Here is a 26,581-nt window from a genome sequence, read left to right as displayed (position 1 = left end):
TATGTTAATGTCCAATCGGAACAAGGTCGCGAAGCTCTATTATATGCCAAATGGCTTTCGTCCGCTGTCATCTGGTGATCATGTGCTGTGTGCCGTGACCAGCGAACAAATTCCGTTAGATGATTTGCGCTATTGGAGCGTGGAAAAGCAGGAAGCTTACGCGACCGCACAAATTTCTGCTCAGGCGCATTTGCCAGAAGAGGAAAAATAATGCGGCTTCGGAAAAACGCACTTTTGGGATTGGCCGCTATGGCCGTGCTCGGCGGGATCGCTTTACCTCTCTCGTCCAGCTTGGCTGAGAAAGCAGAATCAGACGCAGAAGAATCGGCCTTTCGACAAGCGGTAAAATTTGGTTTTTCCGGCCAAGAGATTCAGGGCGGCGTCATGATCGGTGACGCGCCAGCGGGAACCAAGAGTCTCACCTTTGATGGACAAGCTGTGCCGATTGATGATGATGGGAAATTTATCATCGCATTTAACCGCGATGCCGGCCAATCCGCGCAAATGGTGGCCACATTGGAAAATGGCCAATCTATAAAGAAATTTTTCAATGTAGCGCCACGTAGTTGGAAAATCGAACATGTGAATATAGCGAAACGGCGCGGCGGCCCTAGTTCTGCATTCATGGCGCGCCGGCGACCTGAGCTGGCGCAAATTAATGCCGCCAGACAGGTTAGAAGCGACAGCAAGGGTTGGCGCCAGACGTTTATCTGGCCGGCCAAAGGGCGGATATCCGGTATGTTCGGTTCTCAACGGGTTTATAAAGGCGAGCCTGGAAGCTATCATAGCGGGATTGATATTGCGGGTGGTGCCGGGACTTATTTCGTCGCTCCCGCAGATGGCGTCGTGACTTTGGCCACGAGCAGACCTTTTTCCTTAGAAGGCAATTTGCTGATGATCGATCATGGCATGGGGTTGAATAGCGCTTTTCTTCACGCCTCTTCAATCCTTGTGAAAAAAGGAGATAAGGTCAAACGCGGGCAGACGATTGGCCGAATCGGCGCGACCGGCCGGGCAACCGGGCCCCATCTTCATTGGTCGATGAAATGGAACAAGGCGCGTATCGATCCGATCTTGCTGACAGGGCCGATGGACTAATCTGTTCAGATATTCGGTCTAGTTTATAATCCGTTTGACCTTAAACGCCCGTCCGTCATTCACCTTGGCGACGAAACTGCCGAGTGATCCTCGTTTAATCGCAATAGTGTCGCCTGCTCTGGGTCGCCGGGAAGAGCTGCGCGGTGCATCGGTTTGTTGCCAGACTGCACCATCTTCGAGTTTCAATATCCATTTGCCGCGCCGTGATGCGCGGGCGGAGACGATTTTGCTTTCAACTTGATCAATTTTATCGCCTTCGTCTCCATCGCCGCCAAACAGGCGAATGCGGGGGAGAGAAAGCCCAAAAAGTCCGCGCCGGGCTTCGCGAACCTGCTCCCGATCTGCGATAACCACTTGATTGCTGGATTGTGCGGTTTCCAGCGCGGCGACTTTTTCGTCAAAACATGCCAATCGTTGATCGGCATCAGTGATGTTTTTGCACGCCACTAAATCGGTAAAAATTGCCGGTGGCTTGGAAACGGCTTCATCTTTATCGGCCGCCATGGCGGGGGGCACATAGAGAAAAGATGCACAGATTAGTGCAGAACAATATGTGCGATATTGCGTTGATCGGTGTTTCATATTGGCTCCATCCGCCGTTGGATTATGGTCATAAAAGAGCGTGAATCCTGAGATCCACGCTTTTCCGATATCTAGCATATCATGTGTGAGGCGCAACGACTGGAAGCAACATATATGGTCTGAGGACTATGTTTCGATTTCAATTTGATCTTTTTATCTGCGAAAAAGACACCCAATGAACTGGATTTGGGCCAGATGTGACTGTGACAAAATAGTTACATTATATACAAAACCGCCCCAGAAAGCTGAACATGAGCTTTACAGTATTGTACATTTACGGCATCTGCCAGCCATTCCGATGGGATTTAGCGCGTGTCCAAAACGTGTGTGATTCGATCGGGCAACCAAAGAAGCGGGCCATTGGGGGCCCTGCTCCTCCAGAATAAGGGACTGGAATAACATGAAAAAATTTACGAAGCTGATGAGCGGAACAGCACCTGTAGTGCTCGGCCTCGCTATGATTTCAGCACCTGCGCACGCGCAGGACCAAGACGTACAAGACGCGGACGCGGCTGACGAAGAAGTCATCGTTGTTACGGGTTCTCGTATTAGTAACCCTAACCTTGAGCTTTCCAGCCCAGTTGGCGTTGTGACCTCTGAAGAGTTGGAACTGCGTCAGACCAATACTGCTGAGCAATTCTTGCGCGAGCTGCCAAGTGCTGTTCCAAGCATTGGTTCTGCTGTGAACAACGGTAACGGTGGTTCATCCTTCGTCAACCTTCGCGGCGTTGGTTCTGTTCGTAACCTCGTATTGTTGGACGGACGTCGTTTCGTACCTGCTGATACAACAGGTCGTGTCGATCTTAACTCCATCCCATTGGCGGTTATTGAACGTACCGACATTCTGACCGGTGGTGCTACTACCACATATGGTGCGGATGCGATTTCTGGTGTTGTTAACTTTGTTACCAAGCGTGATTTTGCTGGTATCGAAGCGAACTTCTCGCAGCAAATCACTGAACAAGGCGACGGAAACATTTTCCGTGGTGACCTTACAATTGGTGCCAATTTTGATGATGGACGCGGTAACGTTGTTCTGAGTGTTGGTTATCAAGATCAAGACGCGGTATTCCAGGGCGATCGGGACTTTTCCGTATTTAACGTAAACTCGATCACCGGTAACGCTGGTGGTTCCGGTAACTCCGTTCCTGCCAACTTGTTCTTTGGTGCCCAAGGCCCATTGGACGCTGCAGGCGCACCAACTGGTACGGCTTTGATCGGTCAAATCGATCCAGCTAATAACACGTTTGCACCTGGATTTAACGGTGGCGCTGGACCATTTAACTTTAACCCGTTCAACATTTTCCAAACACCGTTTGAACGGTTTAATATCTTCAGCTCCGCACGTTATGAAGTTAGCGATGCTGTTGAAGTTTATTCGCAGGCTGCATTTTCTAAGCAGACCGTTGAAACAATTATTGCCCCAGGCGGTTCTTTCTTCAACAACTATGCGATTAACTTGAACAACCCGTTCGTAAATGCTGGTGTTGCTAACGGTCTTTGCGGCACGCTCGCTTTGACAGCTGCTGAGTGTACAGCGGCGATCGCTACACCATTTGGCGCTACGCTTGCTGACGGATCAGTTAACCCTGACTATCGTGAAGCAACTGGTTTGGTTCCTCGTCGTTCGGTCGAAGCCGGTACACGGAACTCTGCATTTACTTCAACGCTGTTCAACATTGTTGTTGGTGCGCGCGGTGCAGTAACAGATACGATCAATTGGGATGTCTCTGCTACCTACGGTGAATCAGAGCGGATCCAACGTCAAAGCGGTTTTGCGCGTTTCGAACGTCTGCAAAACTCTTTGATTGCAATCCCTGATGGCGCTGGTGGCGCGGTTTGTGGAACCGGTTCAACTGGAACGACAACCAATGATGGTCTTTGTGCTCCATTGAACATTTTTGGTGCTCTTGGTTCATTGAATCAGGACGGTATCGATTATGTTTTCGGTTTGACACAGCAAGTGATCACAACGACATCAATCGCTACGGTAAACGCCAACTTGACTGGTGATCTTGGTTTCGCAATCGCAGAAACACCAATTAGCTTTGCTGTTGGTGGCGAATATCGTCGTTTCACTGCAACCCGTCTGTCGGATGAGGCTTCTCAAACCCCGGGCGCAGTTGTTGGTGGTGGCGGTGCTGCTCCAGACATTAACGGTGAATATGACGTTTATGATGCGTTTGGTGAATTGGCTATTCCACTGTTGGAAGGCGTAACATTCGCTGAAAGCCTGACCATCGATTTGGGTGCTCGTTATTCTGACTACTCAACAGCTGGTACAGAGTTTACCTGGAAAGCTGGCGGTAGCTGGGAGCCAGTAATTGGCCTGACTATCCGTGGTAACTATCAGCGTTCATCACGCGCACCAAATATTGGTGAGCTGTTCGCTCCTGTTGTCACCGGTTTGTCAAACTTGGCTACTGACCCATGTGCGGGCGCTGCTCCTGTTGGCAACGCGGCATTGACAGCTGTTTGTGTAGCTCAGGGCGCTCCTGCGGCAACCATTGGTTCTATTCCACAGCCAATTGCTGGACAGATCAACATCACCACTGGTGGTAACCCTGATCTGGGAACGGAAACTGCAGACACCTGGACGATTGGTTTTATCGCTCAGCCTGCAGCGGTTCCAGGCCTTTCGGTCTCTGTTGATTACTTCAACATTAAAGTGAACGAAGCTGTGTCAGCTCCGACCGTGGGTGATATTAACAATGGTTGTTATTCAGGCACGTTGGATTTCAACACCAATATATTCTGTCAGTTGATCGAGCGTAGCCCGACAACTGGTGGTTTGAGTGGTGCTCCAAACGAGCTTCGCGGACTGTTGTTGAACCAAAGTAACCTTGGACGTATCGCAACAGACGGTATCGACCTGAGTGTTCGTTATGGAACAGACATTACCGACAGCATTGGAGTGAACTTCGCCTTTGACGGTACTTGGACCAACAAGAACACTTTCCAGGCTTTCCCTGGTGGTCTTAACCGCGATTGTGTTGGCTTCTACAGTGTGAACTGTGGCTCTATCCAGCCAGAATTCACCTTCACGCAGCGCACGACCGTAACGTTCGAAGAAGAGTTCAGCTTGTCACTTCGCTGGCGCTACCTGAGCAGCACCGAGCAAGAACCGCTTGATATTTTCAACGGTCCTAACGGTGGTAACAACCCAGCATTCCAGGGTAATACCGCATTGTTCGGCGATGTAGATTTTCAGCAGATTCCTTCTGAAAGCTATTTCGATCTGACTGGCCAATGGGATATCAGCGAAAATGTTCTGCTTACTGTGACAGTTCAGAACTTGTTTGATAACCAACCTACTGTTGTTGGTTCCAACATCGGAACCACCGCATTTAACAGTGGTAACGTTTACCCATCAACGTATGACACATTGGGTCGTCGTTATGGTGCAAGTGTGAAATTCAGCTTCTAATCTCAACGATTAGATTTGAAGCGAAGAGGGCGGGCCGCAAGGCTCGCCCTTTTTCGTTGCACATATATGTACATTTGATACAATTGCGTCAGTTGAGGCAATGGAGAGGGATTCACTGAGAATAAACCGTCGATAGAACGGACTATTTCTTCAAATTATTCAGACGTAGAGCGGCTTTTATTACAGTGTGGTAACAACAGCTTAACCGATATCCTCCATCCTCCCTTCTAGTTTAAAAAGGAATGACAATGAAAAATTCACTCTCAATCGCCGCAGCGCTCGCGGCTTCCGTGATGTTAGCGCCCGCAGCCATGGCTGAGACGACGACTTTTGCTGAAGACTCCAAAGTAAAAAAAGAGAAGCCCAAAAAAATTACAGATCGCAGTCATCCTGATTATGTGCGGTGCCGCTCTGAACCAATTATTGGATCTTTGGCGCGTAAAAAGAGAATTTGCATGAAGAACAAAGAATGGGCTGCTCACAATCGTGAAGGCGGCAGACGGTCCCGGGAATTTGTAGAAGATATGCAAGTGGGACAAAACGCAAGCAACTAACTTGCTCAAATGGCTATCAGATTAAATTGGATCCGATAGCCATTTTTATTCCACAATTGTCGGCCACGGCCTTAGCCCAAGTGGCGACCATATTAATTTCAGCGCCGTGTAGCTCAGCTACTTTTTGCTGTTCTTGATCACGCGCTTTTGCATCAAATATCTGCCCTGGTTTGTCCTGATCCATTTTAGAATGGCTAGTAAAGGCCGGACCTTGCAAGACAGCATCCAATTGTTCTGGACTCAATCCCAATCCATAGAGATCTGATAGAGCCGCAATTGTTTCCGGCGATTGCGCAAGGAATGTGTCGCTATCTAGCGTTTTGACGCGGTCTGCGCCGATTGTTTCTATAATTTTCGAAAAGAGCGCATGTTGCGACAGCCATATGATCGCAGCCACTTGCAAGTCCGTGAGCTGTAACCACTCGTCCTGATTGAAGTCGCCAATGGCATAGCCATCTTTTAAAGTCCCAAGCAATACATTGCGAACCCAGATACGGCCCCACATTTCCTTTTTGGCAATAGATTTTAAAAAGCCCTCAATCGGGGCGTAGAGCAGTAAAGCTTTCGAATCCGGGCGCATTTGCAACATATCAATCGCCAGCGGATTGCAAATATTGGATGGTTTGATGATGATCGATTGATCGTCACCAAACGGGCGTGACAATAAATCCAATCCTTGATTGAGCACCTTTCGCTGGGTGCTCGGATTAGCTCCTCGTCGGCGCCAACCGATCATATCGTTGAGGAACACTGGCTCCTTCAGCCCCATGGATATTCGTTCAATGTCAAATGCGCGGGCGAGCATTGTTGAGCAGCAATAAGCAGAGTGAAAGATAAAATGGGCCGGTTTGGTGTCGAATGTGGCTCCAGCAAGCTCGGATCGTTTTATTGTTTTGAATCGATCAATATTGGGCAAATGTTCATCGGTGATGAATGTGCATTGCCGATGTACTTCGCGCGGAACCGACAGAAATCTTATCGCATCATTTATTTCGTCGTAGCGATGAGCCAAATAGCTGGCATCGGCCAAAATATCATTTTGTTGCACCGTTTCGATCATAAGCGTTATCTGCCCAAGATCGACAACGGGTGCAAGATCAACCTTCGGCCTGAGACGCTGTCGTCGCCATTTTTAACGCGCCGTCTCCCTCATCAATATCCACAGTGCTGTTATCCGGAACCTGACCGCGTAATATCTTGTCGGCCAAAGGATCTTGCAAATATTTCTGAATCGCCCGTTTTAACGGCCTTGCGCCATAAACCGGATCATAGCCCACGCGGCCGAGCCATCTTTTGGCGGCATCGGTCAAATCGAGGATAATCTTGCGGTCTTTGAGTAGTTTTTGGACACGAGCCACCTGAATTTCGACTATGGGTGCCATATGTTCTTCGGCCAAGCGATGAAATAATATGATCTCATCCAACCGATTGAGGAATTCTGGACGAAAATGGCCACGGACAACTTCCATCACCTGTGGTTCGACATCCTTTACTTTCTCGTTATCCTTCAAATTGGCCATATATTGGCTGCCTAAATTGGAAGTCAGAATGATCAACGTATTGGAAAAATCGACTTTGCGTCCTTGGCCGTCGGTCAAATGTCCGTCATCAAGCACTTGCAGCAAAACGTTAAATACGTCGCCATGTGCTTTTTCCACCTCGTCAAAGAGGATGACCTGATAAGGGCGTCGGCGGACGGCTTCGGTTAGCACACCACCTTCTTCATAACCGACATAGCCGGGAGGCGCGCCAATGAGACGAGCAACGCTATGTTTCTCCATAAATTCCGACATATCAATGCGGACCATCGCTTGGTCATCGTCAAATAGAAATCCGGCCAAAGCTTTGGTAAGCTCTGTTTTACCTACTCCTGTGGGCCCAAGGAACAGAAAGCTTCCCAATGGCCTGTTGGGATCCTGTAATCCCGCCCGCGACCGGCGGACAGCCGACGACACGGCTTCAATTGCGTCTTTTTGGCCAATCACACGCTTGCCGATAATTTCTTCCATCGCAAGCAGCTTTTCCCGTTCTCCTTCGAGCATCTTGTCCACGGGAATGCCGGTCCATCGGGATACGACGGATGCAATATCTTCACTGACCACTTCCTCACGCAGCATGGCGCCTTCAGTGGCGTCTCCCGCTTGCTCGAGTTTCTTTTCAAGATCAGGAATTTTACCGTAGCTCAACTCTCCGGCTTTGGCGAGATCGCCGGCTCGTTCGGCTTGTTCGAGTTCGAGCCTCGCTGCATCGAGCTCCTCTTTGACATGGGCTTCAGCATGAATTTTATCTTTCTCGCCTTGCCAACGCGTCGTCAATTCCGTGGATTCTTGCTCTAGTTCAGCCAGCTCTTTTTCCAGCGTTTCAAGGCGGCTTTTTGACGCATCGTCGCTTTCTTTGGACAAGGCTTCGCGCTCGATCTTGAGCTGAATAATCCGGCGATCTAGCGTCTCGATTTCTTCTGGTTTTGATTCGACTTCCATACGGATGCGCGACGCCGCCTCATCCATCAAATCAATGGCCTTATCGGGCAAAAACCGGTCGGAAATATAGCGATGAGACAAAGTCGCCGCACTGACCAAGGCGCCATCGGTTATTCGGACGCCGTGGTGGAGTTCATATTTTTCTTTCAATCCGCGCAAAATCGATATTGTATCTTCAACGGTCGGTTCGCCGATTACCACAGGTTGGAAGCGGCGCTGCAAAGCGGGGTCTTTTTCGACATGTTTTTGATATTCATCGAGGGTCGTGGCGCCGATACAATGCAATTCCCCACGCGCAAGTGCCGGCTTGAGTAAATTGCTTGCATCCATAGCGCCTTCCGAAGCGCCAGCACCAATGAGCGTGTGCATTTCGTCGATGAATAAAATAATCTCTCCGTCAGCACCGCGCACTTCATCGAGCACGCCTTTTAACCGCTCTTCAAATTCACCGCGATATTTTGCGCCCGCTATCAGGGCTCCCATATCAAGGGACATGAGACGGCGATCCTTTAAGCTATCGGGTACATCGCCATTGGCAATGCGGAGCGCTAAGCCTTCTGCTATCGCTGTTTTCCCGACGCCGGGTTCTCCAATCAAGACGGGATTATTCTTGGTGCGGCGAGCCAGTATCTGGATGGTACGCCGAATTTCCTCATCGCGCCCAATGACGGGGTCCATTTTACCGTCGCGTGCCGCTTCGGTGAGGTCGCGCGCGAATTTCTTCATCGCATCATAGCGATCTTCAGCCGAGGAAGTATCGGCAGTCCGTCCGCCACGCAAGTCGTTGATCGCGCTGTTTAAAGCATCGGGAGTTACACCGGCATTGGTCAGCGCTTTGCCGGCGGCGGTATCTTTGGAGAGTGTCAACGCCAGCAATAGCCGTTCTACTGTCACGAAGCTGTCGCCGGCCTTTTCTGCCACTTGCTCTGCTTGATCCAGTACCCGGACGGCGTCATTGTTGAGGCCCGGCGTTTGTTGCGCTCCGCTGCCAGAAACCGCAGGGATTTTATCCAGCGCTGCATCCACATCGGCATGGGCCTTTTTAGCATCGCCGCTGGCTTTAGTGATCAGACCAGTCGCCATGCCTTGATCGTCTTCTAACAACGCCTTAAGCAAATGTGCTGCGGTGATCTGTTGGTGGTTCATCCGGATCGCAACTGTTTGCGCAGATTGCAAAAAACCTTTAGCGCGATCCGTAAATTTTTCGAGATTCATAGTCCCGTTTCCTCATTCCTCGTTCCCATCCGATATGGCGTGATAATTTTATCACACAAGGGAAGGGGATAAATAATTGTTAGAAAGTTCAAATTGGTTGTCTGCTTTGGGGCGTATTCTATCCTTTGTGCATGTCGTGATTGGGTGGCTACCCGGTTGACCATGGTTGCAACTTTGCGCAAGAGCAATGCAAAGGGCAAGGCTGATTGCCATAGAAAAGGGAAATGAAATGAAACTGCTCAAACGTTTCGGAATAGGCTTGCTGATCCTCGTTATATTGGGAACGATCGGCCTGGCTATTTGGGAGCCGATGAGCGTATCAACTGTCACCCCACCGCCAGAAAAAACTTATGAGGCGCGGATTGTAAGGGACAATTTCGGCGTGCCCCATATTTTTGGGAAAACCGATGCAGATGTCGCTTATGGTGTTGCTTATGCCCATGCGGAGGATGACTTCCAAACCTTGCAAGAAGTCACCGCGATGACCAGGGGTCGGATGGCCACTTTAAATGGTGCTGAAGGTGCCCCTATCGATTATGTCGCGGCTTTGCTGGATGTCGAAGGCACAGTGAAACGAAAATATGACGAGTTACCAGCGGATGTAAGAGCGGTTCTCGATGGATATGCCTCTGGTTTAAATGCTTATGCTGAGGAGCATCCGGGTGAGATTAGTTTGGCGAAACTATTTCCGGTGAACGGACGGGACATAGCGGCTGGTTTTGCTTTGCGATCCCCATTTTTCTTTGGGTTAAATGGTCCGATCCAGGCGCTGACTGAAGGGAAACCGTTGCGGCGTGAAGGCGGGCCGAGCTTATCTGTTCCAATCGAAAACCGGACCGTTCATCCGCTGAGTGACGACAAGATCATGACGCCGGTTGGCTCCGATCCGGATGAAAATGGATCCAATGCCTACGCGGTTGCCCCTGCTCGGTCGAGTGATGATAAAACACGCCTAATTTCAAATTCTCACCAGCCGCTGCGGGGCAATGTCGCTTGGTATGAACTGGTTGTGCATAGCGAAGAAGGTTGGGATTTTGCTGGTGCCAATTTCCCGGGTTCGCCTTTTCCATTCCTTGGTCACAATAAGAATCTGGGTTGGACCAATACCGTCAACCGCCCGGATTTGATCGACATTTACAAGCTTACCCTAAACGAAAAACGCAACGCCTATAAATATGATGATGAGTGGCTGCCGCTTGAAAAAAAGCGCATTTGGTTGAAAATCAAATATGGACCCTTTGTCATTCCCTATCCGCAAATGGTTTATCGATCCATTCATGGGCCGGTGATCATCAATGATCAGGGCGGTTATGCCTTACGTTATGCGGGTATGGATCAGCTTGATATGCTGACGCAATATTATAGGATTAACAAAGCACAGGATTTTGATGCGTGGCAGGCGGCAATGGCGGGTCAGGGCGTTCCGGCAACCAATTTTATTTATGCCGACGCCAAGGGCAATATCGGTCTGTTTTATAACGCCATGTTTCCAGATCGCGCGCCGGGTTTTGATTGGCGCACGGTATTGCCGGGGGACAATAGCAACGCTGTATGGCAGAAAACGCTACCATTTACACGCGTTCCTGCCCTGATCAATCCGGCCTCTGGTTATGTGATGAACGCCAACAACACGCCATATGTTGCCGCTGGTCCAAGAGATGAACTGAACCGCGAGACGTTTTCACCGCTTATGGGCATCGAAGATGACGAGACCAATCGGTCCATGCGGTCGATCGACATATTGGAGAGTTTCGACAAAATTGGCGAAGCGGAAATTCGGAAACTCAAATATGATACGGCCTATGTGAAGCGCGGATATGCCAAGGCTTGGTTGGACCAGATTGCTGCTTTGGATGTGCCGGCGGGGAGCGACTATGAAACGGCGCAAAACTTATTGGGACAATGGGATTGGGATCTGGATGGAGAAGGGCCGGCCGACGCTTTGGCTCTGATGGTTTTGCGTCCGGCCAATAAATCGCATTACCGGCGAGGAGAAAAGCCTGATCCACTGGAAATATTGACCGAAACGGTGGACCACTTAAATCAATATTTTGGTAGAGTTGATCCGCCCATGCTTGAAGTCTTGCGGTTGCGCCAAGGAAATGTCGACCTTCCGATTGATGGTGGCAATGATACGATCCGGGCATCGACTTTATGGGATGTTGAAGATGATGGCCGTCTGTCGGTCCGTCATGGCGATAGTTTCGTAATGTTTGTCGAATGGGACAAAGCAGGGGTGGTAACGTCGCGATCGATCCAACCTTTTGGGGCTGCTACGACACGCCCAGAAAGCCCGCATTATACAGATCAAATGCAGCTTTTTGTCGACAAGAAGTTGAAGCCGGTTCTGTTTGACCCGGTTGAACTTGAAAAAAACAAAGCGAGTGAGAAGGTCGTGGGCACGGCCGTAAACCCTTAATGAACCGATAGCTTGATATCGGAGACAATGCCTAGAAATAGCCCGCGCTGGTCGGCTTTGCGGTTATCTTGCAATCTGTGAAGATATGCTTTACGAAAAGTTTACGTTTTGAACGCTGCGACTGCAGCGGTCTGAACCAGGGTCAGCAATTTTTAAGATTACATATTGTCGGGACTCCGCCGGGAGTTCGGTGCAATTATTGATGAATAGGAATTCTAAGATGAAAAAATTTCTGCTGGCGTCTGCTACTGCTGTTTCAGCTTTAAGTATGGCGACACCGTCACAGGCTGCGGTTTTGGCGATGGCGGGCGATGATGACTGTTTCGGATTGAGTATGAGCTGTGCGGATGGTTCGCTTTGGCGGGATGATTTGGGCGGTACTTTCTTCACCAGCAACGCAACCGCTGGTGATCCCATGTTCACAGATGAATGGGATGCTTTTAACAATCCGACCTATTCGCTAGCATTTGCTGGCGGAACCGGACTGAGTCTGGAATTTCGGATTGCTGGTATTGCCGATGTTGGCAGCGGCTACGATATACTGGTCAACGGTATTTCTATTGGGATGCTTCCACAAAATAACAACGCCAACGGGTTTCAAGAAGTATTGACCTATACATTTGCTATCGCCGATGGATCACTTTTGGCTGATAATACCGTGACTATTGCAAGTTCTGGTGGAGACGGTTTCAGCGTTGACTATGTCAGTCTTCTCGGGAATGTCGGTGCGGTTCCTGAACCGACCACTTGGGCTATGATGATTTTCGGATTCGGCCTTGTCGGCGGCGCTATGCGGCGGAGAAAAACAAAAGTGACAGTGAGCTACGCTTAACTCCTGTCGCTACGGTCAAATTCAAAGTCCTGCCGATTGGTTTCGGCAGGATTTTTTTTGCTCGTTTTTGTAAGCTTGTTTTAGTTATTATGGTTCCAAAACGGTATCGACCGCCTCGTCAAGTAGCTCCGGAAAATCGGTAATATAGTGTAGTCCCCGACTTTCTTTGCGCGCCAATGCCGATTTTACGATCAGGTCCGCCACTTCAATCAAGTTGCGCAATTCGATTAAGTCCTGCGTGACGCGGAAATGGCCGTAATATTCTTCGACTTCTTCGCGAAGCAAATCAATGCGATTGCGTGCCCGTTCAAGACGCTTTGTGGTTCGGACAATACCGACATAATTCCACATGAAGCGCCGAATTTCGGTCCAAGTCTGCTTGATCACAACCTCTTCGTCACTGTCGGTGACGCGACTTTCATCCCAGGGTCGAATGGTTGGTGGTTCAGGCATGGTGTCCCAATGTTTGGCAATATCTCGGGCCGCCGCGTCGCCAAAAACAAAGCATTCCAGCAAACTGTTTGATGCTAGCCGATTGGCTCCATGCAACCCACTTTCGCTTGCTTCGCCAGCAGCATAGAGGCCCGGCTTATCGGTCCGCCCATGCAAATCAATCAAGATCCCGCCGCAGGTATAATGTTGGGCCGGAACAACCGGGATTGGCTCCCGCGTCATATCAATGCCTAGTCCGATCAGCTTGTCATAAATATTGGGGAAATGATGTTTCACAAATTCCGGTTCATGATGGGAAATATCGAGATGGACATAATCGAGACCAAGCCGTTTTATCTCATGGTCATTGGCGCGTGCGACAATATCGCGCGGGGCCAGTTCCATTCTTTTCGGATCAAACCGATGCATATAGCGTTCACCGCCATCCTGCACCCCAGGGGGTAGTTTCAAATGACCGCCTTCTCCGCGCACAGCCTCGGTGATCAGGAAGTTTTTGACGTCCAGATTGTACAGACATGTTGGATGAAACTGCATCATTTCCATGTTTGAAACACGCGCGCCTGCACGCCAGGCCATAGCGATACCATCGCCAGTGGCGCCGCGCGGAGCGGTAGAAAATAAATAGGTCCGCCCAGCTCCGCCGCTGGCCATAATAGTGGCGCGGGCCGTGAGTGTTTCAACATGACCGGATTTGTTATTCAGCGCATAGACGCCCCAGATATTTTCCGAACCATCGGGTTTTTCGGCATGACGATCGGCAATCAGATCAATAGCAACCATATGCGGTTGCAAGCTAATATTGGGATGCGCCGCGGCGGTTTTTTGAAGCGCGTCTTGCACAGCCCAGCCGGTAGCATCATCGACATGAACAATGCGTCTATGGCTATGGCCGCCCTCTCGAGTGAGATGAAGGGCTTCTTCCTCTTTGTTAAAAGGCACGCCCATTTCCACCAGTCGCTCAATGGCCGCCGGAGCATTTTCTACAACAAATTCCACCGTTTCTCGGCGGTTGAGGCCAGCGCCAGCGACCATTGTGTCGTTAATGTGATTTTCAAAAGTATCACCGGCATCCAATACAGCAGCGATGCCGCCTTGCGCCCAAGCGGTAGAGCCGCTGGCCAATTCGCCTTTGGCTAAAACCAACACTTTGTGGGTTCTGGCTAAAGTTATAGCCGCGCTCAGTCCTGCGGCTCCGGAACCGACAATAATGACATCAAACTGCTTCATGCGGCTTTGCGCGTTAGATTGAGGAAGACATCTTCCAGATCTGCTTCCCGGGTTGTCACATCGACAATTTGATAGCCGCGTTTCTGAACCGCTTCCATTACGCCGCCTGCATTGGTGCGATCCTTATTATAAGTGACAGCAACGGTGCGCGGGCCAATAATCTCTGCTTTCAAAAACTGATCGTCGGCAAAGGTGACAGCATCGGACTCTTGAGAAATATCGCGGTCCAATGTCAGTTCTACCAATTTTTCTCGTGCCATATCGACGAGTTCAGGTGTTGTTTTCAATGCGATCAGTTTGCCATGATTGATAATGGCAATTCGGTCACAAAGATTTTCAGCTTCTTCGAGATAGTGAGTCGTCAAAACGATTGTGACGCCGGATTTGTTGAGCTGTTCAACATATTCCCACAATTGCTGGCGCAATTCGATATCCACCCCGGCGGTAGGTTCATCAAGAACCAAAATCGGCGGGGAATGGACCATTGCTTTGGCGACGAGCAACCGCCGTTTCATGCCGCCGGAAAGCGTCCTGGAATAAGCATCGGCTTTGTCTTCGAGATGGACCGCTCGAAGCAATTCCATTGTTCGGCGTTCCGATTTTTTAATGCCATAAAGTCCGGCTACGACTTCCAATGATTCCGCAGGAGTGAAAAATGGATCAAACATAATTTCCTGCGGGACAATACCAATAGATGCTTTGGCATTGCGATGGTCGGCATCAATATCAAACCCCCAGATATTGGCCGTGCCGCCAGACTTGCTGACCATACCCGACAAAATATTGATCAGCGTTGATTTACCGGCGCCATTGGGGCCCAGCAGGCCGAATATTTCGCCCCGCTTTACGTCAAAGGACACATTGTCGAGCGCCTTTTTCCCCCCGGCATAGGTTTTGGAGAGCTGATCGATAGAAATTGCTGCTTGGGTCATGGCAAACGCATAACCATCTTATCCCCCACAATCAAAGGCTTTGCGCGCCAGACGATACGGAATGTGACAGGGCTTAAGAAAAATTTAGGGACAATATTAAACGGTTCTTTGGTCTCTGTTCGCTAATTTCGGCAATGTGGAACAGTTTAAGGACCAGAAACAGGCTGTTAAGCCCTTTATTGCGCGTGCAATTTTCTTGCTTTGCGTGATGATCGGTGCTGGGCTGGCGCAACCTGCGCGAGCGCAATCTTCCACTGGTGATGTCAATGCCGTCGTGAATCGGGCCATTGAAATAACCAAAAATGCCGATCTCGATTTTGGTGATTTTGTTGCTGGAACGACCCGGAGTTTATTTCGGTTAAATCCCCGCAATGGCAATCTCAATCAACGCAATGGTGATGCCACGGCAATCGGAAGCGGGCACCAGGCGGCCTCGTTCACCGTGACCGGTACACCGTTATTGAGGGTTATCATCACCAGGGGCCAAAACCGGATTTTCATCTCTCGGGATGGAGGCAGTGAAACCATGCGCATAAACCGCTTCCGATTTAACGGACGGCGCAAAAGACTAAACGCTGCCGGTGAGGCGACTTACCTCGTCGGCGGTCAGATAAGAATCGGCGCCAATCAGGCGGCCGGCGTCTATCGCGGGACGTTTGATGTGACCGTGGAGTATCAATAAGGAAATGCTGCAAGGCAAGGTTAATGGGGATTAATCATGTCGCATAGGCGAATGTTTAGATTTTGCCGTTAGCAATGTAAATCGTGGGTAGTGAGTAAAAAAAATGACCAAAGACCAATTTATTTCTCGAATGATCGGCTGTTTGTTGATGATACTCGTGGGTATGACGAGTGCACCGGCAGCGATGGCTCAAACAGCGGACGCCGAAGCCAGAGCGGTGACCATTGGGCCGCTATCGGTGGTGAACATCGCCGATTTTGATTTCGGCAAGGCAATTCCTTCGCCCGTTCCCGGTTCTGTATTCATTGATACACGCAACGGCAATCGCACCAGCACAGGCGGTGTGACCTTGGCCGGCGGCGCTTCCGGACGCGGCGCGTTTATTATCTATGGTGGCCCGAACCAAATTGTAGAAATCTCTATTCCCGGCACGATGACTGTCACGCACTCCAATGGATCTGACAATATGTCGGTAGACCAGATGGCAATTGGCAATGGCAATCGGAATTTCAGCACCTTTGTTCGCGGCTTTTTGGGTACGCTTGGTATTTATCAATTGACCGTTGGTGGTCGTTTGAATGTCAGCGCGGATCAGGAGCCCGGCGTATATGACGGTACGTTCACAATGACGGTTGACTATCTGTAACGAGACGGCCGAGTAATATCGTACAAAATCAAACAGAATAATGGTGCGGAAGATATTGCGCTGGACCAGCACTATTGCTAATTCCCCGGCATGAGCGATACACGAGAAATTGTAAGAACATCGAAAAGACGCAACGCTTGTGACGGTGCGTCCGATATTCCGGGCGGCGCAGCCCTCGGCCATCCGCGTGTTTGGCTCGAAATTGATGAAAAAGGATATGTGGATTGCGGCTATTGCGATCGCCGTTTCATCCTCGCCGGAGGCCCGGCTGATGTTGCCGCCGACCCAATCTCTTCAGCATAGCATCCGCGGCAGCACCGAATAATCTGACTTAGGGGGTGCGCAGCTCCGATTTCGTTTCTATATGATAGATATGATGAAAAATATCGATGCTCGCTCCTTTCTTTATCGTCCCGATGGACTAGACCCTGAACGAGCAAAATCTCTTGTTTCAGGCAGTCTATCGGCTTGTGATGATGGCGAACTTTATTTGCAGTATAGCGCAGTCGAAAGCTTTGGCTTTGATGATGGTCGCTTGAAAACTGCCGACTACAGCACCGATAGCGGCTTTGGCTTGCGCGGTGTGTCGGGCGAAATGACCGGTTTTTCGCACAGCAATGAGATTAGCGAAGCGGCGATCAAGCGGGCGGCACAAACGCTGCAACTGCTTGACCCGGCAAAAGGAGAGGCCGCCCCTCCACCGCGCGGATCCAATCAACATCTTTATGGTGATGCCAATCCGCTGGAAACCATCCCATTTTCGAAAAAAGTCGCGCTTTGTCAGGAAATTGATTCGGCCGCAAGGGCGCGCGATCCTAGAGTTGCGCAGGTTTCGGTCGGGCTATCGGGAAGCTGGAGCGTTGTCGAAATTGTTCGACCTGACGGGTTTGTTGCCACCGATGTGCGGCCCCTGGTCCGTCTTAATGTCTCGATTGTAGCGGAACATAACGGAGGACGAGAAACCGGCAGTTTTGGTATGGGTGGTCGATATTTATACGACCAGCTTTTTGAAGAAAAACGCTGGAATCGAGCGATTGATGAAGCTCTGAATCAGGCTTTGATTAATTTGGAAAGCGTCGATGCGCCGGCTGGAGAGCAGACTGTTCTTTTGGGCCCAGGTTGGCCAGGTATTATCTTGCACGAAGCCATTGGTCATGGCTTGGAAGGGGATTTTAATCGCAAAGGCACGAGCGCTTTTTCCGGACGGATTGGAGAACGGGTTGCCGCGCCGGGTGTGACCGTGGTTGACGACGGTTCGATCAACGAACGGCGCGGTTCTCTGAGCATTGACGATGAAGGCACGCCGACTCAGGAAAATGTCTTGATCGAGGATGGCATATTGAAATGCTACATGCAGGACCGGCTAAACGCCCGGCTAATGGGCGTTCCCGCAACCGGCAATGGTCGCCGCGAAAGCTATGCGCATGCACCAATGCCCAGAATGACCAATACTTTCATGCGCGGCGGCAAGGATGATCCCGACGAACTGATGAGCCGCGTTAAAAACGGTATCTATGCGAAAAGCTTTGGCGGCGGGCAGGTGGATATTGTCTCCGGCAAGTTCGTCTTCTCCTGCACCGAGGCTTACAAGATTGAAAACGGCAAGCTGGGCGCTCCGATTAAGGGCGCTACGCTGATCGGTGATGGTCCGACCGCGTTGACCAAGGTGACCGGTATCGGAAATGATATGGCGCTAGACGAAGGCATCGGCGTGTGCGGCAAAGGCGGGCAGTCCGTGCCAGCCGGTGTCGGTCAGCCCACGTTGCTGGTGGATGGCCTGACCGTCGGAGGCACGGCTGCTTGACAAAGGGGGCGCTCGTCTCCTTGAATTTGAATCAGGGCGCGGAACGGTTTAGCAAACTATTGCAATTTTGGATGATGGTTCAATTCCCACATGATGGCCCTAAACCGGTGACATCATCATGACCTGGGTCAAAGAAATCCTCAGATTTTGGTTCGATACAATCAGCCCCCAAGATTGGTTCGGCTCGAAAGCTGATATAGACGAGCAGATCATCGAGCGCTTTCAAGAAGTTTGGGAAGAGCAAAAAACGAAAGTTGCAGACGATTTTTTGACTTCTCGGGACCAAGCGTTGGCAGCGATCATTCTATTCGATCAGTTTCCACGGAACATGTTCCGGGGCTCTGCAGAAGCTTTCTCAACCGATCATTTGGCATTGCAGATCGCCAAGAAAGCGGTTGACCGAGAACTGGATCAGAAATTGACCGAAGAGCAGCGCATGTTCATCTATATGCCATTCATGCATAGCGAGGATCTGGAGGATCAGACGCGCTCGCTTGGATTGTTTACTGCGCTCGGTGTCGAGGATAACATCAAATATGCAAAGGCGCATCGCGATGTCATCGCCCAATATGGCCGTTTTCCGCATCGCAATGCTGTGCTCGGCCGGGAAACTCGTCCCGAGGAGCAAATCGCGATCGACCAAGGTTTTGGTTGGTAGAGTTTCTCTGTGAAGATAGTTTTTCAACAAACCTTCAACGCCTTGAAAACATGGCCCGATACAAAACAGTGGATGGCGGCCCTCCGTTTGACCATCCCTGCTTTGGCAATGGTTGCCGCCTTGGGGTTACTGGCGGGTTGGCTCGAGTGGAGCCCTGTCACTGACATCACGACCCTGTTGGTGATTGCCGCATTCCTGTTTTTCGTTCCTGCGTTGCTTGAAGAATTACTGTTCCGCGGCTTGCTATTGTCGTGGCTTACACGGCTAACTCCGCGCTGGGGGGCGTGGCTGTCGACATTGCTGTTTGTCGCCTGGCATCCGTTGCAGGCGCTAACCATTGGGCCGCCCTGGGCCGAAATGTTTCTGAACCCGACATTCTGGATCGCGACGTTGATTATGGGAATCATATTGTCGCACATTCGCATCGTTTCCCGATCACTATGGCCCGTGATTTTGATACATTGGTTTGCTGTTCTGATGTGGAAATCTCTGTTAGGAGGACCTTTCTATTGAATAGGAAATCGCACCATGGCTGAATTTTTCGATGCACTGAACGATGATCACACGGCGTTTATCGCAAAGCAGCCGGTATTTTTCGTAGCAACTGCGGCTCCTGATGCACGGATTAATCTGTCGCCGAAAGGCTATGATGTCTTTCGGGTGCTGGGCCCCAAGCGAGTGGCCTATCTTGACCTTGCCGGCTCCGGCAACGAAACGCACGCCCACTTAATCGCCGATGGACGATTAACGATCATGTTCAACAATTTTGCCAGTCCGGCGCTGATCATGCGATTATATGGCACCGGTAAACCGGTATTACCGCAGGATAATGGTTGGGACGAGCTGGCTGCTCATTTCGAGATATTGCCAGGCACGCGCCAGATTTTTGATATTGCTGTGGACAATGTGCAGACAAGCTGCGGTTGGGGCGTTCCGCAAATGGAACTGAAATCTGAACGGGAAACTTTAAAGAAATATCACCGGCAAGCCGATCCAGAACAATGGATGGAGAAAACTGCCGGTCGATCACAGAGTATTGATGGTCTGCCAACCCGGGTCACTGATCGATATATGAGCGGCGGTGAAAACGACTGATGAGCTTGGTTGAACTCTCCCGCCACATGCACGGCTATGAAGCTGAAATTGTTCGAGGGCGCCTGGAAAGCGCTGGCGTTGGTGCGGTCTGTTTTGACAGCGGCGTGAATATTGTTGAAGGGGCAGGCATCGCATTGCCAGCGCGCGTGATGGTATTGGCTGAAGATTTTGATGAAGCCAAAGCGATTATGGCGGAAGATGTGTCGTTATGAGGAAAGCGTGGTGAAGCTGTCTCTGGCACTGGGCGGGGGCGCAGGTTTGGGCTGGACTCATATTGGGGTCTTGCGGGCATTGGAAGAATCTCCGATCGAGATAGCTGCCATTTCTGGTACGTCTATTGGCGCCATAGCCGGCGCAAGCTTTGCCGCCGGCAAGCTGGATTATCTCGAAGAAACCGCCCGTACCGCCAATTTGCGAACCTTAATCCGGTTTATGGATCCGCATTTTAAGCGCGGTGCCGTGATGGGCGCCCGGACAATTGAAAAAGAATTGGAAGAGCAGCTTGGCAATATGAATTTTGCTGATCTTTCAATCCCGGTCGCAGCGGTTGCTGCGGATTTGAGAACCGGCGACACTATCATCATGAACAGCGGAAAACTTGTGCCTGCGATCCGCGCATCCATGTCCTTGCCCGGTATTTTTAAACCCGTTGAATATGACGGCCGGCTGCTCGTAGATGGCGGTGCGGCCTTGCCGGTGCCAGTCTCTCCAGCTCGAGAAATGGCGCCGGACGCGCTGTGTTTGTCGGTTAACCTGCAGGATGATTTCATCAATCGTGTCGAAATGGCCGGGATTAGTCGTCAGGATGGGAAATATCCCAATAGTATTGCCATTGTGAAAGCCTCTGTTGGCTTATCCTTGCGCAATTTGGGGCGCTATTCTTTGGCCCTTGATCCCCCGGATTTCGCGCTGTCTCCACCGGTTGGCCATATCGATATGCAAAATTTCACCAAGGCGGATGAATTGATCGAAATCGGTCACAAAGAGACCGCTGCCATAATTCCAGACATTTTGGAAAAAATGGAAAAAGACTCTGCCTAAAATTTAGGCATTTGTTGATGACTGCCCAAAATTTACACTTTCTTTACAAATAGCAGAGGCTATTATCCTTTGAATCCAGAGGCTTAAGAATCTGGCACGCCCTTTGCGAAGTATGCTCCGAATAGAAAAGGGGGCATAATGAAATTTATCATAGCCATAATTAAGCCGTTCAAATTGGATGATGTGCGCGATGCACTGATGGAAATCGGTGTCGCGGGAATGACCGTTACCGAAGTCAAGGGCTTCGGGCGGCAAAAGGGCCAGACGGAAGTCTATCGTGGCGCTGAATATACCACCAACATGGTTCCAAAGGTGAAATTGGAAATCGCGTGTAGTGCCGAATTGGCGGCTCAGGCCGTTGAAGCCATTCAAAACACAGCGGGCACAGAATCGATTGGCGATGGCAAAATCTTTGTCATGGGTCTTGAGGAAGCTGTTCGTATTCGGACCGGTGAAACCGGCGATACCGCGATTTAACGGGGAATTTTATAATGAAGAAAACACTGATAATTTCAGCAGGATTGGTGGCCATGGGAATGGCTTCGCCTGCTCTGGCGCAGGAAGCAGCTGAAGTTGCTGATCCGAGCGCCAATGTTGCGTATATATTTAACACCTTATTGTTCTTGATCGGCGGTTTTTTGGTCATGTGGATGGCGGCTGGCTTTGCTATGCTTGAAGCCGGACTGGTTCGCTCCAAAAATGTTTCGATGCAATGTTTGAAGAATATTAGTTTATATTCTCTCGCCGGAATCATGTTTTGGGTCACGGGCTACAATCTCATGTATACAGATGTGGCGAGCTGGATTGGTACATTTGGTCCTTATGGCATGCAAGCCGTAGGCGAGGCTGATGTTGAAACCGGCTATAGCGTGGCATCTGACTGGTTTTTCCAAATGGTATTTTGTGCCACGACCGCATCAATCGTGTCGGGTACGATCGCCGAGCGCGTTAAATTTTGGCCTTTCATGATCTTTGTCGCCATTTTGACCGGTTTTCTCTATCCCATCACGGGTAGCTGGGAATGGGGCACAGGTTGGCTCGACCAACGCGGCTTTAGTGATTTTGCCGGTTCGACCCTGGTTCACTCTGTAGGCGGCTGGGCAGCATTGGCCGGTGCTTTGATTATCGGCCCTCGGCTGGGACGTTATGTCAATGGCAAGCTGACTGTAATGCCTGGTTCGAACATCCCTCTCGCAACATTGGGTACGTTTATCCTGTGGTTGGGTTGGTTCGGATTTAACGGCGCGTCGCAATTGGCTATGGGTACGATTGGCGATGTCAGTGACGTATCCAAAATCTTCGTCAACACTAACATGGCTGCAGCCGGCGGTGTGGTGACAGCCATTATTTTGACGCAGATCCTCTATAAGAAGATCGATGTGACCATGGCGCTGAACGGTGCACTGGCTGGTCTGGTGTCAATTACAGCAGAACCGCTGACTCCTTCAGTCCCCGCGTCAATCTTCATCGGTAGTGTTGGCGGCCTGATTGTAGTGTTTGCAGTGCCGCTGCTCGACAAGTTTAAAATTGATGATGTTGTCGGCGCTATCCCAGTCCATCTATTTGCCGGGATTTGGGGTACGTTGATCGTTGCTTGGAACACGCAATCAGAAGTTGACGGTGTCGCACTGAGCGTCGGCCAACAATTGGGCGTGCAGGCTTTGGGTGTGGTTGCCATCGGCGCCTTCACCTTCGTCCTTAGCGCGATAGTGTGGCTCATTTTGAAATATACCATTGGTGTCCGCCCATCTGAAGAAGATGAGCGACTGGGTATGGATATCGCTGAAGTCGGTGTCGAAGCCTATCCAGAATTTGCCAAAGGATAACCCGTTTGGTGCCGGCCTTTCTCCTCCCATAATTCTGAGGTCGGCACCTCAATTTGTTCCTCCTGAGAACAACAACTTTATGGCCGGTGGTGTGATTACACCCCGGCCCTTTTTTTGTTTAAAACGTACGAACCCTGACTGCGCTGACTTTTATATTGGTTGGATGCCCAGCCATCGCCCAGTGGACTAGCGAAATTGCGGCACCAGATAGAGATATAATTTCCGTCAAAATCACAAAAAATATGACCTATACGGGTTAAAAACCTGATAAATAACGATTATACTATTCATAATAATAGCGTTTAATATTAACAACTGCTGACAACAGGGTTCAGTCTCTGCTCAAATGCTAGCCGCTATAAGAGTGTCACAAGCTCGGAAAATGGTTCTCGAGTAGTTTGTGAAAGGAAAGTGGAGATGAACACTCTTAAAACAGCAATGATCGGAACCGCTGCCGCAACTGCGATGGCCGTTTCAGCAACGCCTGCCATGGCGAAAAACTATGATCGGGATGGCATTAGTGCAGGCGAAGTGATTGCCGGAGCAGCCGTGATCGGCGCTATTGCAGCAATTGCAAGTTCGGGCAAAAAAGACCGCTATGCTTATAGCAATGGCTATCGCAATGACCGCAGTTATCGGGACAATGATAATCGCTATAATAATCGCCGCTATGGCAAGCGGATTAATTCCCGCCGGGCTGTAAAAAAATGTGTTCGGGCGACGGAACGCAAAGCCAGCTATTATGGCCGTGCAGATGTCACCCAGATCCGTGATGTCGAGCGAACCCGCTACGGCTATAAGATCAAAGGCCGGTTGGTCGTGAACGACGGTTATCGTGGCTATCGCGGCGGATATGATCGCGGCAAGTTTACTTGCTATGTCGATGGGCGCCGGGTGTCGCAAGTTCGCTTGAAGAATTTGGGTAACCGACGGTAAAATTATAACATAAATTGGTTCAGCCTGGTGACAGGCTGGACCATCTATATATAGGGGATAGTCAGGTTTTGGGGCACAGAATCTGCGAGTAACAGGGGTATAGCTATGCGTTTTCAAAAGAAATTTTCAGCAATTGTCGCTTCGACGGCTTTGGTCTTCAGCGGATTTACACCGGCTATGGCTGCGCCGATTCAATCAGCACCGGCCGCGGCAGCGACCATTGATATAGACAGTCTTGGTTGGACGAGCGAAAGCGACAAAGCCGAAGGATGGCGGAGTCATCGCGGTTATCGTGGGTATCGCGGCTATGGTTATGGGCGCGGCTATCGCCGCCATCGCAACCGAGTTGATGCTGGAGATGTCTTGGCGGGCGTGCTTATCATTGGCGGTATCGCTGCCATTGCTAGTGCGGCCTCGAAAAATAATCGCAACCGGAGAGCCGATGATCGGGACTACCGCAACGACCGGCGTTATGACAATCGGCAAAATAATAGCCGCTATGATGATCGGCGTTCTGACAGTCGTAGCGATCGAGGCACGGGCGCCATGGACGTGGCGATTAATGCCTGTTCGAACGCAGCCGAACGCCAAGCTGGCAATGACGCACGAGTATCTGAAATTCAATCCGTCGCACGAGACGGCAATGGTTGGCGGGTCGAAGGCGGCTTGACCGGCAGCAAACAAAGCAATTTCTTGTGCGGAGCCACTGACGGCCGCGTTGATTTTGTGCAATTGGGGACTGGCAATCTTGCTTTGGCCAATTAGCCGTTAGACCGCCGTTCGACCAAATTCTTGTCGTGTGACGGGATGGGAAGCGCTTAGCCCTCCGTCCACTGCAATGGCTTGGCCATTCACATAAGACGATCGATCTGACGCCAAGAATAGCGCCACTTCAGCCATTTCGATGGGATTAGCGCCGCGGCGCAATGGATTGAGATAACCTAGACGGTCCTCTTTCCCCTTTTCGCGGGCCTTATCATAAATAAATTGCGTCATGCCAGTTTCAGTAATGCCTGGGCAAATTGCGTTGCATCGGACATTAGCGGTAGCAAATTGCTGGGCCGCAACTTTAACCAGATTTATAACACCGGCTTTTGATGCCGAATAAGCGGGTCCTCCGGCACCGGAGCGGATACCGGCGACGCTGGCTGTGCAAATGATCGAACCGCCATGTCCACTTTCAGCAATGACTTTTCCAGCATATTTGGCGGCGAGAAAAGGCCCAATCAGATTGACCCGCAAGACTTCTTGCCATTCAGCAACACTGCTATCAAAAATGCCCTCAAATCCGCCACCAATTCCGGCATTGGCGAAAAACACATGGAGATCGCCAAATTTCTGCTCGGCTGCGTCCACCAGCATTTCAATATCGCCTTCAGATCCCGCATCCGCCTTGATCGCAATTATGTCTCCGTTGGAACCTTTCGCAGTGTCTTCAACCGCGTCCGTGACATCACTGACAATCACCTTGGCGCCATGTTCGGCAAATAATAGGGCAGAAGCGCGCCCTATGCCGCTTCCGGCTCCGGTGACAATCGCTACTTTGTCTTTCAGATCGGCCATGGTCTTGCTCCTGTCGCTATGGTTTATGCGCCTGCGCGTTTTGCAGCTTCCCAACCGGCTTGTGCCAATGGGGTTACGCGGTCCGACATTTCCGCTGCTGCTGCGCTATTGGCTGTCCCATCCACTACACGCTTTTGGATACCCTGCAAAATAGCAGCGATCCGAAACAGATTATAAGCCAGATACCAGTCCATGGGGGGAAGATCTTCAATGCCAGCTTTTTCACAATAGCGGGCAATGGCTTCTTCACGCGAAGGAATGCCCAAAGGTTCGAGGTCTACTCCCTTAAGCCCACTGCGGCCTTCCGGTTCCATTTCATAAGCCATGAGCCAATAAGCAAAATCAGCAATTGGATCACCCAAAGTGGACAATTCCCAATCCAAAACCGCAATGACCTTAGGCGCATCATGAGCAAAAATCATGTTATCCAGGCGATAGTCGCCATGGACGATGCCAAAGCTTTTCTGCTCGGGAATGGTTTTGTTGAGCCATTCAATCAATTGATCCATTTCCGGGATCACATCAATTTCTGACAACTTATATTGCTGGGTCCAGCGCGAAATCTGGCGCTCACAATAATTGCCGGGTTTGCCATGTTTTTCTAGACCCAATTTTGCCGGATCAAAACTGTGCAGAGACGCGAGCGTATCGATCATTTCGTGATAAATCGCGCGCCGCTCTTCTGGCTCTAGCCCCGGCAATGTCCCGTCCCAAAGGGTTCTACCATCCGCCATGCCCATGACATAGAACATGGTACCGATAACATCGTCATCATCGCACAGGCCATAAGGTTTCGCGACAGGGAAACCGGTGGGATGAAGCCCTGCAATGACTCGAAACTCGCGATCGACCGCATGGGCCGAAGGGAGCAATTTGCCAAACGGCTTTTTGCGCAGAACATAGTCTGTTCCGGTCGTTTCAATTTTATAGGTGGGATTGGATTGACCACCTTTGAATTTTGATATGTTCATCGGCCCGGTGAAGCCTTCGACATTGGCTTCCATCCAAGCCGCCAGGCTCTCTTCGTCTAATTTATCTTTGTCGGGCACTGCCATGGTGCCGGTCATGTCTTCTTGTGGATTCATGGAAGGTCCTTCTTCCTATTCTATTG

At 50.4% G+C, this 26,581-nt stretch carries 26 protein-coding genes; 19 read left to right on the top strand and 7 right to left on the bottom strand.

Annotated features, from left to right (window positions below; genetic code table 11):
• Position 1 precedes the first annotated feature (1 nt).
• Both ABJU74_RS11680 and ABJU74_RS11675 read left to right on the top strand, forming a co-directional pair.
• Positions 2–211, top strand: a complete 210-nt coding sequence (locus ABJU74_RS11680; protein WP_348384389.1) for a DUF2093 domain-containing protein — start codon at positions 2–4, stop codon at positions 209–211.
• Positions 211–1,098: a M23 family metallopeptidase gene (locus tag ABJU74_RS11675; protein WP_348384388.1), complete on the top strand. Its 888-nt coding sequence runs from the start codon at positions 211–213 to the stop codon at positions 1,096–1,098. The genes ABJU74_RS11680 and ABJU74_RS11675 overlap by 1 nt, the downstream gene beginning before the upstream one ends.
• An 18-nt stretch (positions 1,099–1,116) precedes the next feature.
• On the opposite strand, the gene ABJU74_RS11670 is transcribed toward ABJU74_RS11675, so the two are convergent.
• A complete protein-coding gene (locus ABJU74_RS11670) occupies positions 1,117–1,680 on the bottom strand; it encodes a hypothetical protein (protein WP_348384387.1) in 564 nt (187 codons plus the stop codon).
• 400 nt (positions 1,681–2,080) lie between these two features.
• Here ABJU74_RS11670 and ABJU74_RS11665 point away from each other — a divergent pair, with 400 nt between their 5' ends.
• Together ABJU74_RS11665 and ABJU74_RS11660 are read left to right on the top strand one after the other, a co-directional pair.
• Positions 2,081–5,107 carry a TonB-dependent receptor gene (locus ABJU74_RS11665; RefSeq protein ID WP_348384386.1) on the top strand — a complete coding sequence of 1,009 codons (3,027 nt, stop codon included), beginning with the start codon at positions 2,081–2,083 and terminating at the stop codon, positions 5,105–5,107.
• A 248-nt stretch (positions 5,108–5,355) separates the two neighbouring features.
• On the top strand, positions 5,356–5,661 hold the full coding sequence (locus ABJU74_RS11660; RefSeq protein ID WP_348384385.1) for a hypothetical protein: 306 nt from the start codon (positions 5,356–5,358) through the stop codon (positions 5,659–5,661).
• A gap of 16 nt (positions 5,662–5,677) precedes the next feature.
• Here ABJU74_RS11660 and ABJU74_RS11655 read toward each other — a convergent pair whose 3' ends face one another.
• Both ABJU74_RS11655 and clpB read right to left on the bottom strand, forming a co-directional pair.
• Positions 5,678–6,721 carry a hypothetical protein gene (locus ABJU74_RS11655; RefSeq protein ID WP_348384384.1) on the bottom strand — a complete coding sequence of 348 codons (1,044 nt, stop codon included), beginning with the start codon at positions 6,719–6,721 and terminating at the stop codon, positions 5,678–5,680.
• A 37-nt stretch (positions 6,722–6,758) separates the two neighbouring features.
• On the bottom strand, positions 6,759–9,356 hold the full coding sequence (clpB, locus tag ABJU74_RS11650) for an ATP-dependent chaperone ClpB (RefSeq protein ID WP_348384383.1): 2,598 nt from the start codon (positions 9,354–9,356) through the stop codon (positions 6,759–6,761).
• 229 nt (positions 9,357–9,585) lie between these two features.
• Here clpB and ABJU74_RS11645 point away from each other — a divergent pair, with 229 nt between their 5' ends.
• Positions 9,586–11,775 carry an acylase gene (locus tag ABJU74_RS11645; RefSeq protein WP_348384382.1) on the top strand — a complete coding sequence of 730 codons (2,190 nt, stop codon included), beginning with the start codon at positions 9,586–9,588 and terminating at the stop codon, positions 11,773–11,775.
• A 220-nt stretch (positions 11,776–11,995) separates the two neighbouring features.
• Entirely contained in the window at positions 11,996–12,607 is a 612-nt protein-coding gene (locus ABJU74_RS11640) for a PEPxxWA-CTERM sorting domain-containing protein (protein ID WP_348384381.1), read from the top strand.
• 87 nt (positions 12,608–12,694) lie between these two features.
• Here ABJU74_RS11640 and nadB read toward each other — a convergent pair whose 3' ends face one another.
• Positions 12,695–14,287 carry an L-aspartate oxidase gene (nadB, locus tag ABJU74_RS11635; protein ID WP_348384380.1) on the bottom strand — a complete coding sequence of 531 codons (1,593 nt, stop codon included), beginning with the start codon at positions 14,285–14,287 and terminating at the stop codon, positions 12,695–12,697.
• Entirely contained in the window at positions 14,284–15,219 is a 936-nt protein-coding gene (locus ABJU74_RS11630; protein ID WP_348384379.1) for an ABC transporter ATP-binding protein, read from the bottom strand. Before ABJU74_RS11630 ends, nadB begins: the two co-directional genes overlap by 4 nt.
• A 136-nt stretch (positions 15,220–15,355) precedes the next feature.
• Here ABJU74_RS11630 and ABJU74_RS11625 point away from each other — a divergent pair, with 136 nt between their 5' ends.
• The 13 genes from ABJU74_RS11625 to ABJU74_RS11565 all read left to right on the top strand — a co-directional run bounded on the left by ABJU74_RS11625 (position 15,356) and on the right by ABJU74_RS11565 (position 24,672).
• Positions 15,356–15,901 (top strand): DUF4402 domain-containing protein, encoded by a 546-nt coding sequence (locus ABJU74_RS11625; RefSeq protein WP_348384378.1) that lies wholly within the window; start codon positions 15,356–15,358, stop codon positions 15,899–15,901.
• A 103-nt stretch (positions 15,902–16,004) separates the two neighbouring features.
• Positions 16,005–16,547, top strand: a complete 543-nt coding sequence (locus ABJU74_RS11620; protein ID WP_348384377.1) for a DUF4402 domain-containing protein — start codon at positions 16,005–16,007, stop codon at positions 16,545–16,547.
• A gap of 90 nt (positions 16,548–16,637) precedes the next feature.
• Positions 16,638–16,850, top strand: a complete 213-nt coding sequence (locus ABJU74_RS11615) for a zinc-finger domain-containing protein (protein WP_348384376.1) — start codon at positions 16,638–16,640, stop codon at positions 16,848–16,850.
• 70 nt (positions 16,851–16,920) lie between these two features.
• Entirely contained in the window at positions 16,921–18,351 is a 1,431-nt protein-coding gene (gene tldD, locus ABJU74_RS11610; protein ID WP_348384375.1) for a metalloprotease TldD, read from the top strand.
• Between the two features lie 118 nt (positions 18,352–18,469).
• Positions 18,470–19,009: a DUF924 family protein gene (locus ABJU74_RS11605; protein ID WP_348384374.1), complete on the top strand. Its 540-nt coding sequence runs from the start codon at positions 18,470–18,472 to the stop codon at positions 19,007–19,009.
• Between the two features lie 9 nt (positions 19,010–19,018).
• Positions 19,019–19,522 (top strand): CPBP family glutamic-type intramembrane protease, encoded by a 504-nt coding sequence (locus ABJU74_RS11600; RefSeq protein ID WP_348384373.1) that lies wholly within the window; start codon positions 19,019–19,021, stop codon positions 19,520–19,522.
• A 15-nt stretch (positions 19,523–19,537) separates the two neighbouring features.
• On the top strand, positions 19,538–20,104 hold the full coding sequence (locus ABJU74_RS11595) for a pyridoxamine 5'-phosphate oxidase family protein (protein WP_348384372.1): 567 nt from the start codon (positions 19,538–19,540) through the stop codon (positions 20,102–20,104).
• A complete protein-coding gene (locus ABJU74_RS11590; protein ID WP_348384371.1) occupies positions 20,104–20,316 on the top strand; it encodes a DUF2007 domain-containing protein in 213 nt (70 codons plus the stop codon). The genes ABJU74_RS11595 and ABJU74_RS11590 overlap by 1 nt, the downstream gene beginning before the upstream one ends.
• Positions 20,317–20,326: 10 nt before the next feature.
• On the top strand, positions 20,327–21,145 hold the full coding sequence (locus tag ABJU74_RS11585; RefSeq protein ID WP_348384370.1) for a patatin-like phospholipase family protein: 819 nt from the start codon (positions 20,327–20,329) through the stop codon (positions 21,143–21,145).
• A gap of 138 nt (positions 21,146–21,283) precedes the next feature.
• Positions 21,284–21,622, top strand: a complete 339-nt coding sequence (locus tag ABJU74_RS11580) for a P-II family nitrogen regulator (RefSeq protein ID WP_348384369.1) — start codon at positions 21,284–21,286, stop codon at positions 21,620–21,622.
• A gap of 14 nt (positions 21,623–21,636) precedes the next feature.
• Complete coding sequence (amt, locus tag ABJU74_RS11575; RefSeq protein ID WP_348384368.1) at positions 21,637–22,971, top strand: ammonium transporter; 1,335 nt, start codon at positions 21,637–21,639, stop codon at positions 22,969–22,971.
• Between the two features lie 417 nt (positions 22,972–23,388).
• Positions 23,389–23,907 carry a hypothetical protein gene (locus ABJU74_RS11570; protein WP_348384367.1) on the top strand — a complete coding sequence of 173 codons (519 nt, stop codon included), beginning with the start codon at positions 23,389–23,391 and terminating at the stop codon, positions 23,905–23,907.
• A 105-nt stretch (positions 23,908–24,012) separates the two neighbouring features.
• Positions 24,013–24,672, top strand: coding sequence for a hypothetical protein (locus ABJU74_RS11565; RefSeq protein WP_348384366.1), 660 nt, complete (start codon positions 24,013–24,015; stop codon positions 24,670–24,672).
• A 3-nt stretch (positions 24,673–24,675) separates the two neighbouring features.
• Here the strand turns inward: ABJU74_RS11565 and ABJU74_RS11560 are convergent, their stop codons facing one another.
• Both ABJU74_RS11560 and ABJU74_RS11555 read right to left on the bottom strand, forming a co-directional pair.
• Positions 24,676–25,470 carry an SDR family oxidoreductase gene (locus ABJU74_RS11560; RefSeq protein WP_348384365.1) on the bottom strand — a complete coding sequence of 265 codons (795 nt, stop codon included), beginning with the start codon at positions 25,468–25,470 and terminating at the stop codon, positions 24,676–24,678.
• Positions 25,471–25,493: 23 nt separating this feature from the next.
• Positions 25,494–26,555 carry a phosphotransferase family protein gene (locus ABJU74_RS11555; RefSeq protein ID WP_348384364.1) on the bottom strand — a complete coding sequence of 354 codons (1,062 nt, stop codon included), beginning with the start codon at positions 26,553–26,555 and terminating at the stop codon, positions 25,494–25,496.
• Positions 26,556–26,581 lie beyond the last annotated feature (26 nt).

The sequence above is a fragment of the Parasphingorhabdus sp. genome, from assembly GCF_039982415.1.
GTDB lineage: Bacteria > Pseudomonadota > Alphaproteobacteria > Sphingomonadales > Sphingomonadaceae > Parasphingorhabdus.
Note: the sequence above shows the minus strand (reverse complement) of the source record. Positions and strands in the feature narration are given on the sequence as shown.

What these genes read in the sequence shown, in the direction of transcription:
- ABJU74_RS11680 (WP_348384389.1), top strand. Translation starts at nt 2, where the DNA reads ATGTTAATGTCCAATCGGAACAAGGTCGCGAAGCTCTATTATATGCCA.
- ABJU74_RS11675 (WP_348384388.1), top strand. Translation starts at nt 211, where the DNA reads ATGCGGCTTCGGAAAAACGCACTTTTGGGATTGGCCGCTATGGCCGTG.
- ABJU74_RS11670 (WP_348384387.1), bottom strand. Translation starts at nt 1,680, where the DNA reads ATGAAACACCGATCAACGCAATATCGCACATATTGTTCTGCACTAATC.
- ABJU74_RS11665 (WP_348384386.1), top strand. Translation starts at nt 2,081, where the DNA reads ATGAAAAAATTTACGAAGCTGATGAGCGGAACAGCACCTGTAGTGCTC.
- ABJU74_RS11660 (WP_348384385.1), top strand. Translation starts at nt 5,356, where the DNA reads ATGAAAAATTCACTCTCAATCGCCGCAGCGCTCGCGGCTTCCGTGATG.
- ABJU74_RS11655 (WP_348384384.1), bottom strand. Translation starts at nt 6,721, where the DNA reads ATGATCGAAACGGTGCAACAAAATGATATTTTGGCCGATGCCAGCTAT.
- clpB (WP_348384383.1), bottom strand. Translation starts at nt 9,356, where the DNA reads ATGAATCTCGAAAAATTTACGGATCGCGCTAAAGGTTTTTTGCAATCT.
- ABJU74_RS11645 (WP_348384382.1), top strand. Translation starts at nt 9,586, where the DNA reads ATGAAACTGCTCAAACGTTTCGGAATAGGCTTGCTGATCCTCGTTATA.
- ABJU74_RS11640 (WP_348384381.1), top strand. Translation starts at nt 11,996, where the DNA reads ATGAAAAAATTTCTGCTGGCGTCTGCTACTGCTGTTTCAGCTTTAAGT.
- nadB (WP_348384380.1), bottom strand. Translation starts at nt 14,287, where the DNA reads ATGAAGCAGTTTGATGTCATTATTGTCGGTTCCGGAGCCGCAGGACTG.
- ABJU74_RS11630 (WP_348384379.1), bottom strand. Translation starts at nt 15,219, where the DNA reads ATGACCCAAGCAGCAATTTCTATCGATCAGCTCTCCAAAACCTATGCC.
- ABJU74_RS11620 (WP_348384377.1), top strand. Translation starts at nt 16,005, where the DNA reads ATGACCAAAGACCAATTTATTTCTCGAATGATCGGCTGTTTGTTGATG.
- ABJU74_RS11615 (WP_348384376.1), top strand. Translation starts at nt 16,638, where the DNA reads ATGAGCGATACACGAGAAATTGTAAGAACATCGAAAAGACGCAACGCT.
- tldD (WP_348384375.1), top strand. Translation starts at nt 16,921, where the DNA reads ATGATGAAAAATATCGATGCTCGCTCCTTTCTTTATCGTCCCGATGGA.
- ABJU74_RS11605 (WP_348384374.1), top strand. Translation starts at nt 18,470, where the DNA reads ATGACCTGGGTCAAAGAAATCCTCAGATTTTGGTTCGATACAATCAGC.
- ABJU74_RS11595 (WP_348384372.1), top strand. Translation starts at nt 19,538, where the DNA reads ATGGCTGAATTTTTCGATGCACTGAACGATGATCACACGGCGTTTATC.
- ABJU74_RS11590 (WP_348384371.1), top strand. Translation starts at nt 20,104, where the DNA reads ATGAGCTTGGTTGAACTCTCCCGCCACATGCACGGCTATGAAGCTGAA.
- ABJU74_RS11580 (WP_348384369.1), top strand. Translation starts at nt 21,284, where the DNA reads ATGAAATTTATCATAGCCATAATTAAGCCGTTCAAATTGGATGATGTG.
- amt (WP_348384368.1), top strand. Translation starts at nt 21,637, where the DNA reads ATGAAGAAAACACTGATAATTTCAGCAGGATTGGTGGCCATGGGAATG.
- ABJU74_RS11570 (WP_348384367.1), top strand. Translation starts at nt 23,389, where the DNA reads ATGAACACTCTTAAAACAGCAATGATCGGAACCGCTGCCGCAACTGCG.
- ABJU74_RS11565 (WP_348384366.1), top strand. Translation starts at nt 24,013, where the DNA reads ATGCGTTTTCAAAAGAAATTTTCAGCAATTGTCGCTTCGACGGCTTTG.
- ABJU74_RS11560 (WP_348384365.1), bottom strand. Translation starts at nt 25,470, where the DNA reads ATGGCCGATCTGAAAGACAAAGTAGCGATTGTCACCGGAGCCGGAAGC.
- ABJU74_RS11555 (WP_348384364.1), bottom strand. Translation starts at nt 26,555, where the DNA reads ATGAATCCACAAGAAGACATGACCGGCACCATGGCAGTGCCCGACAAA.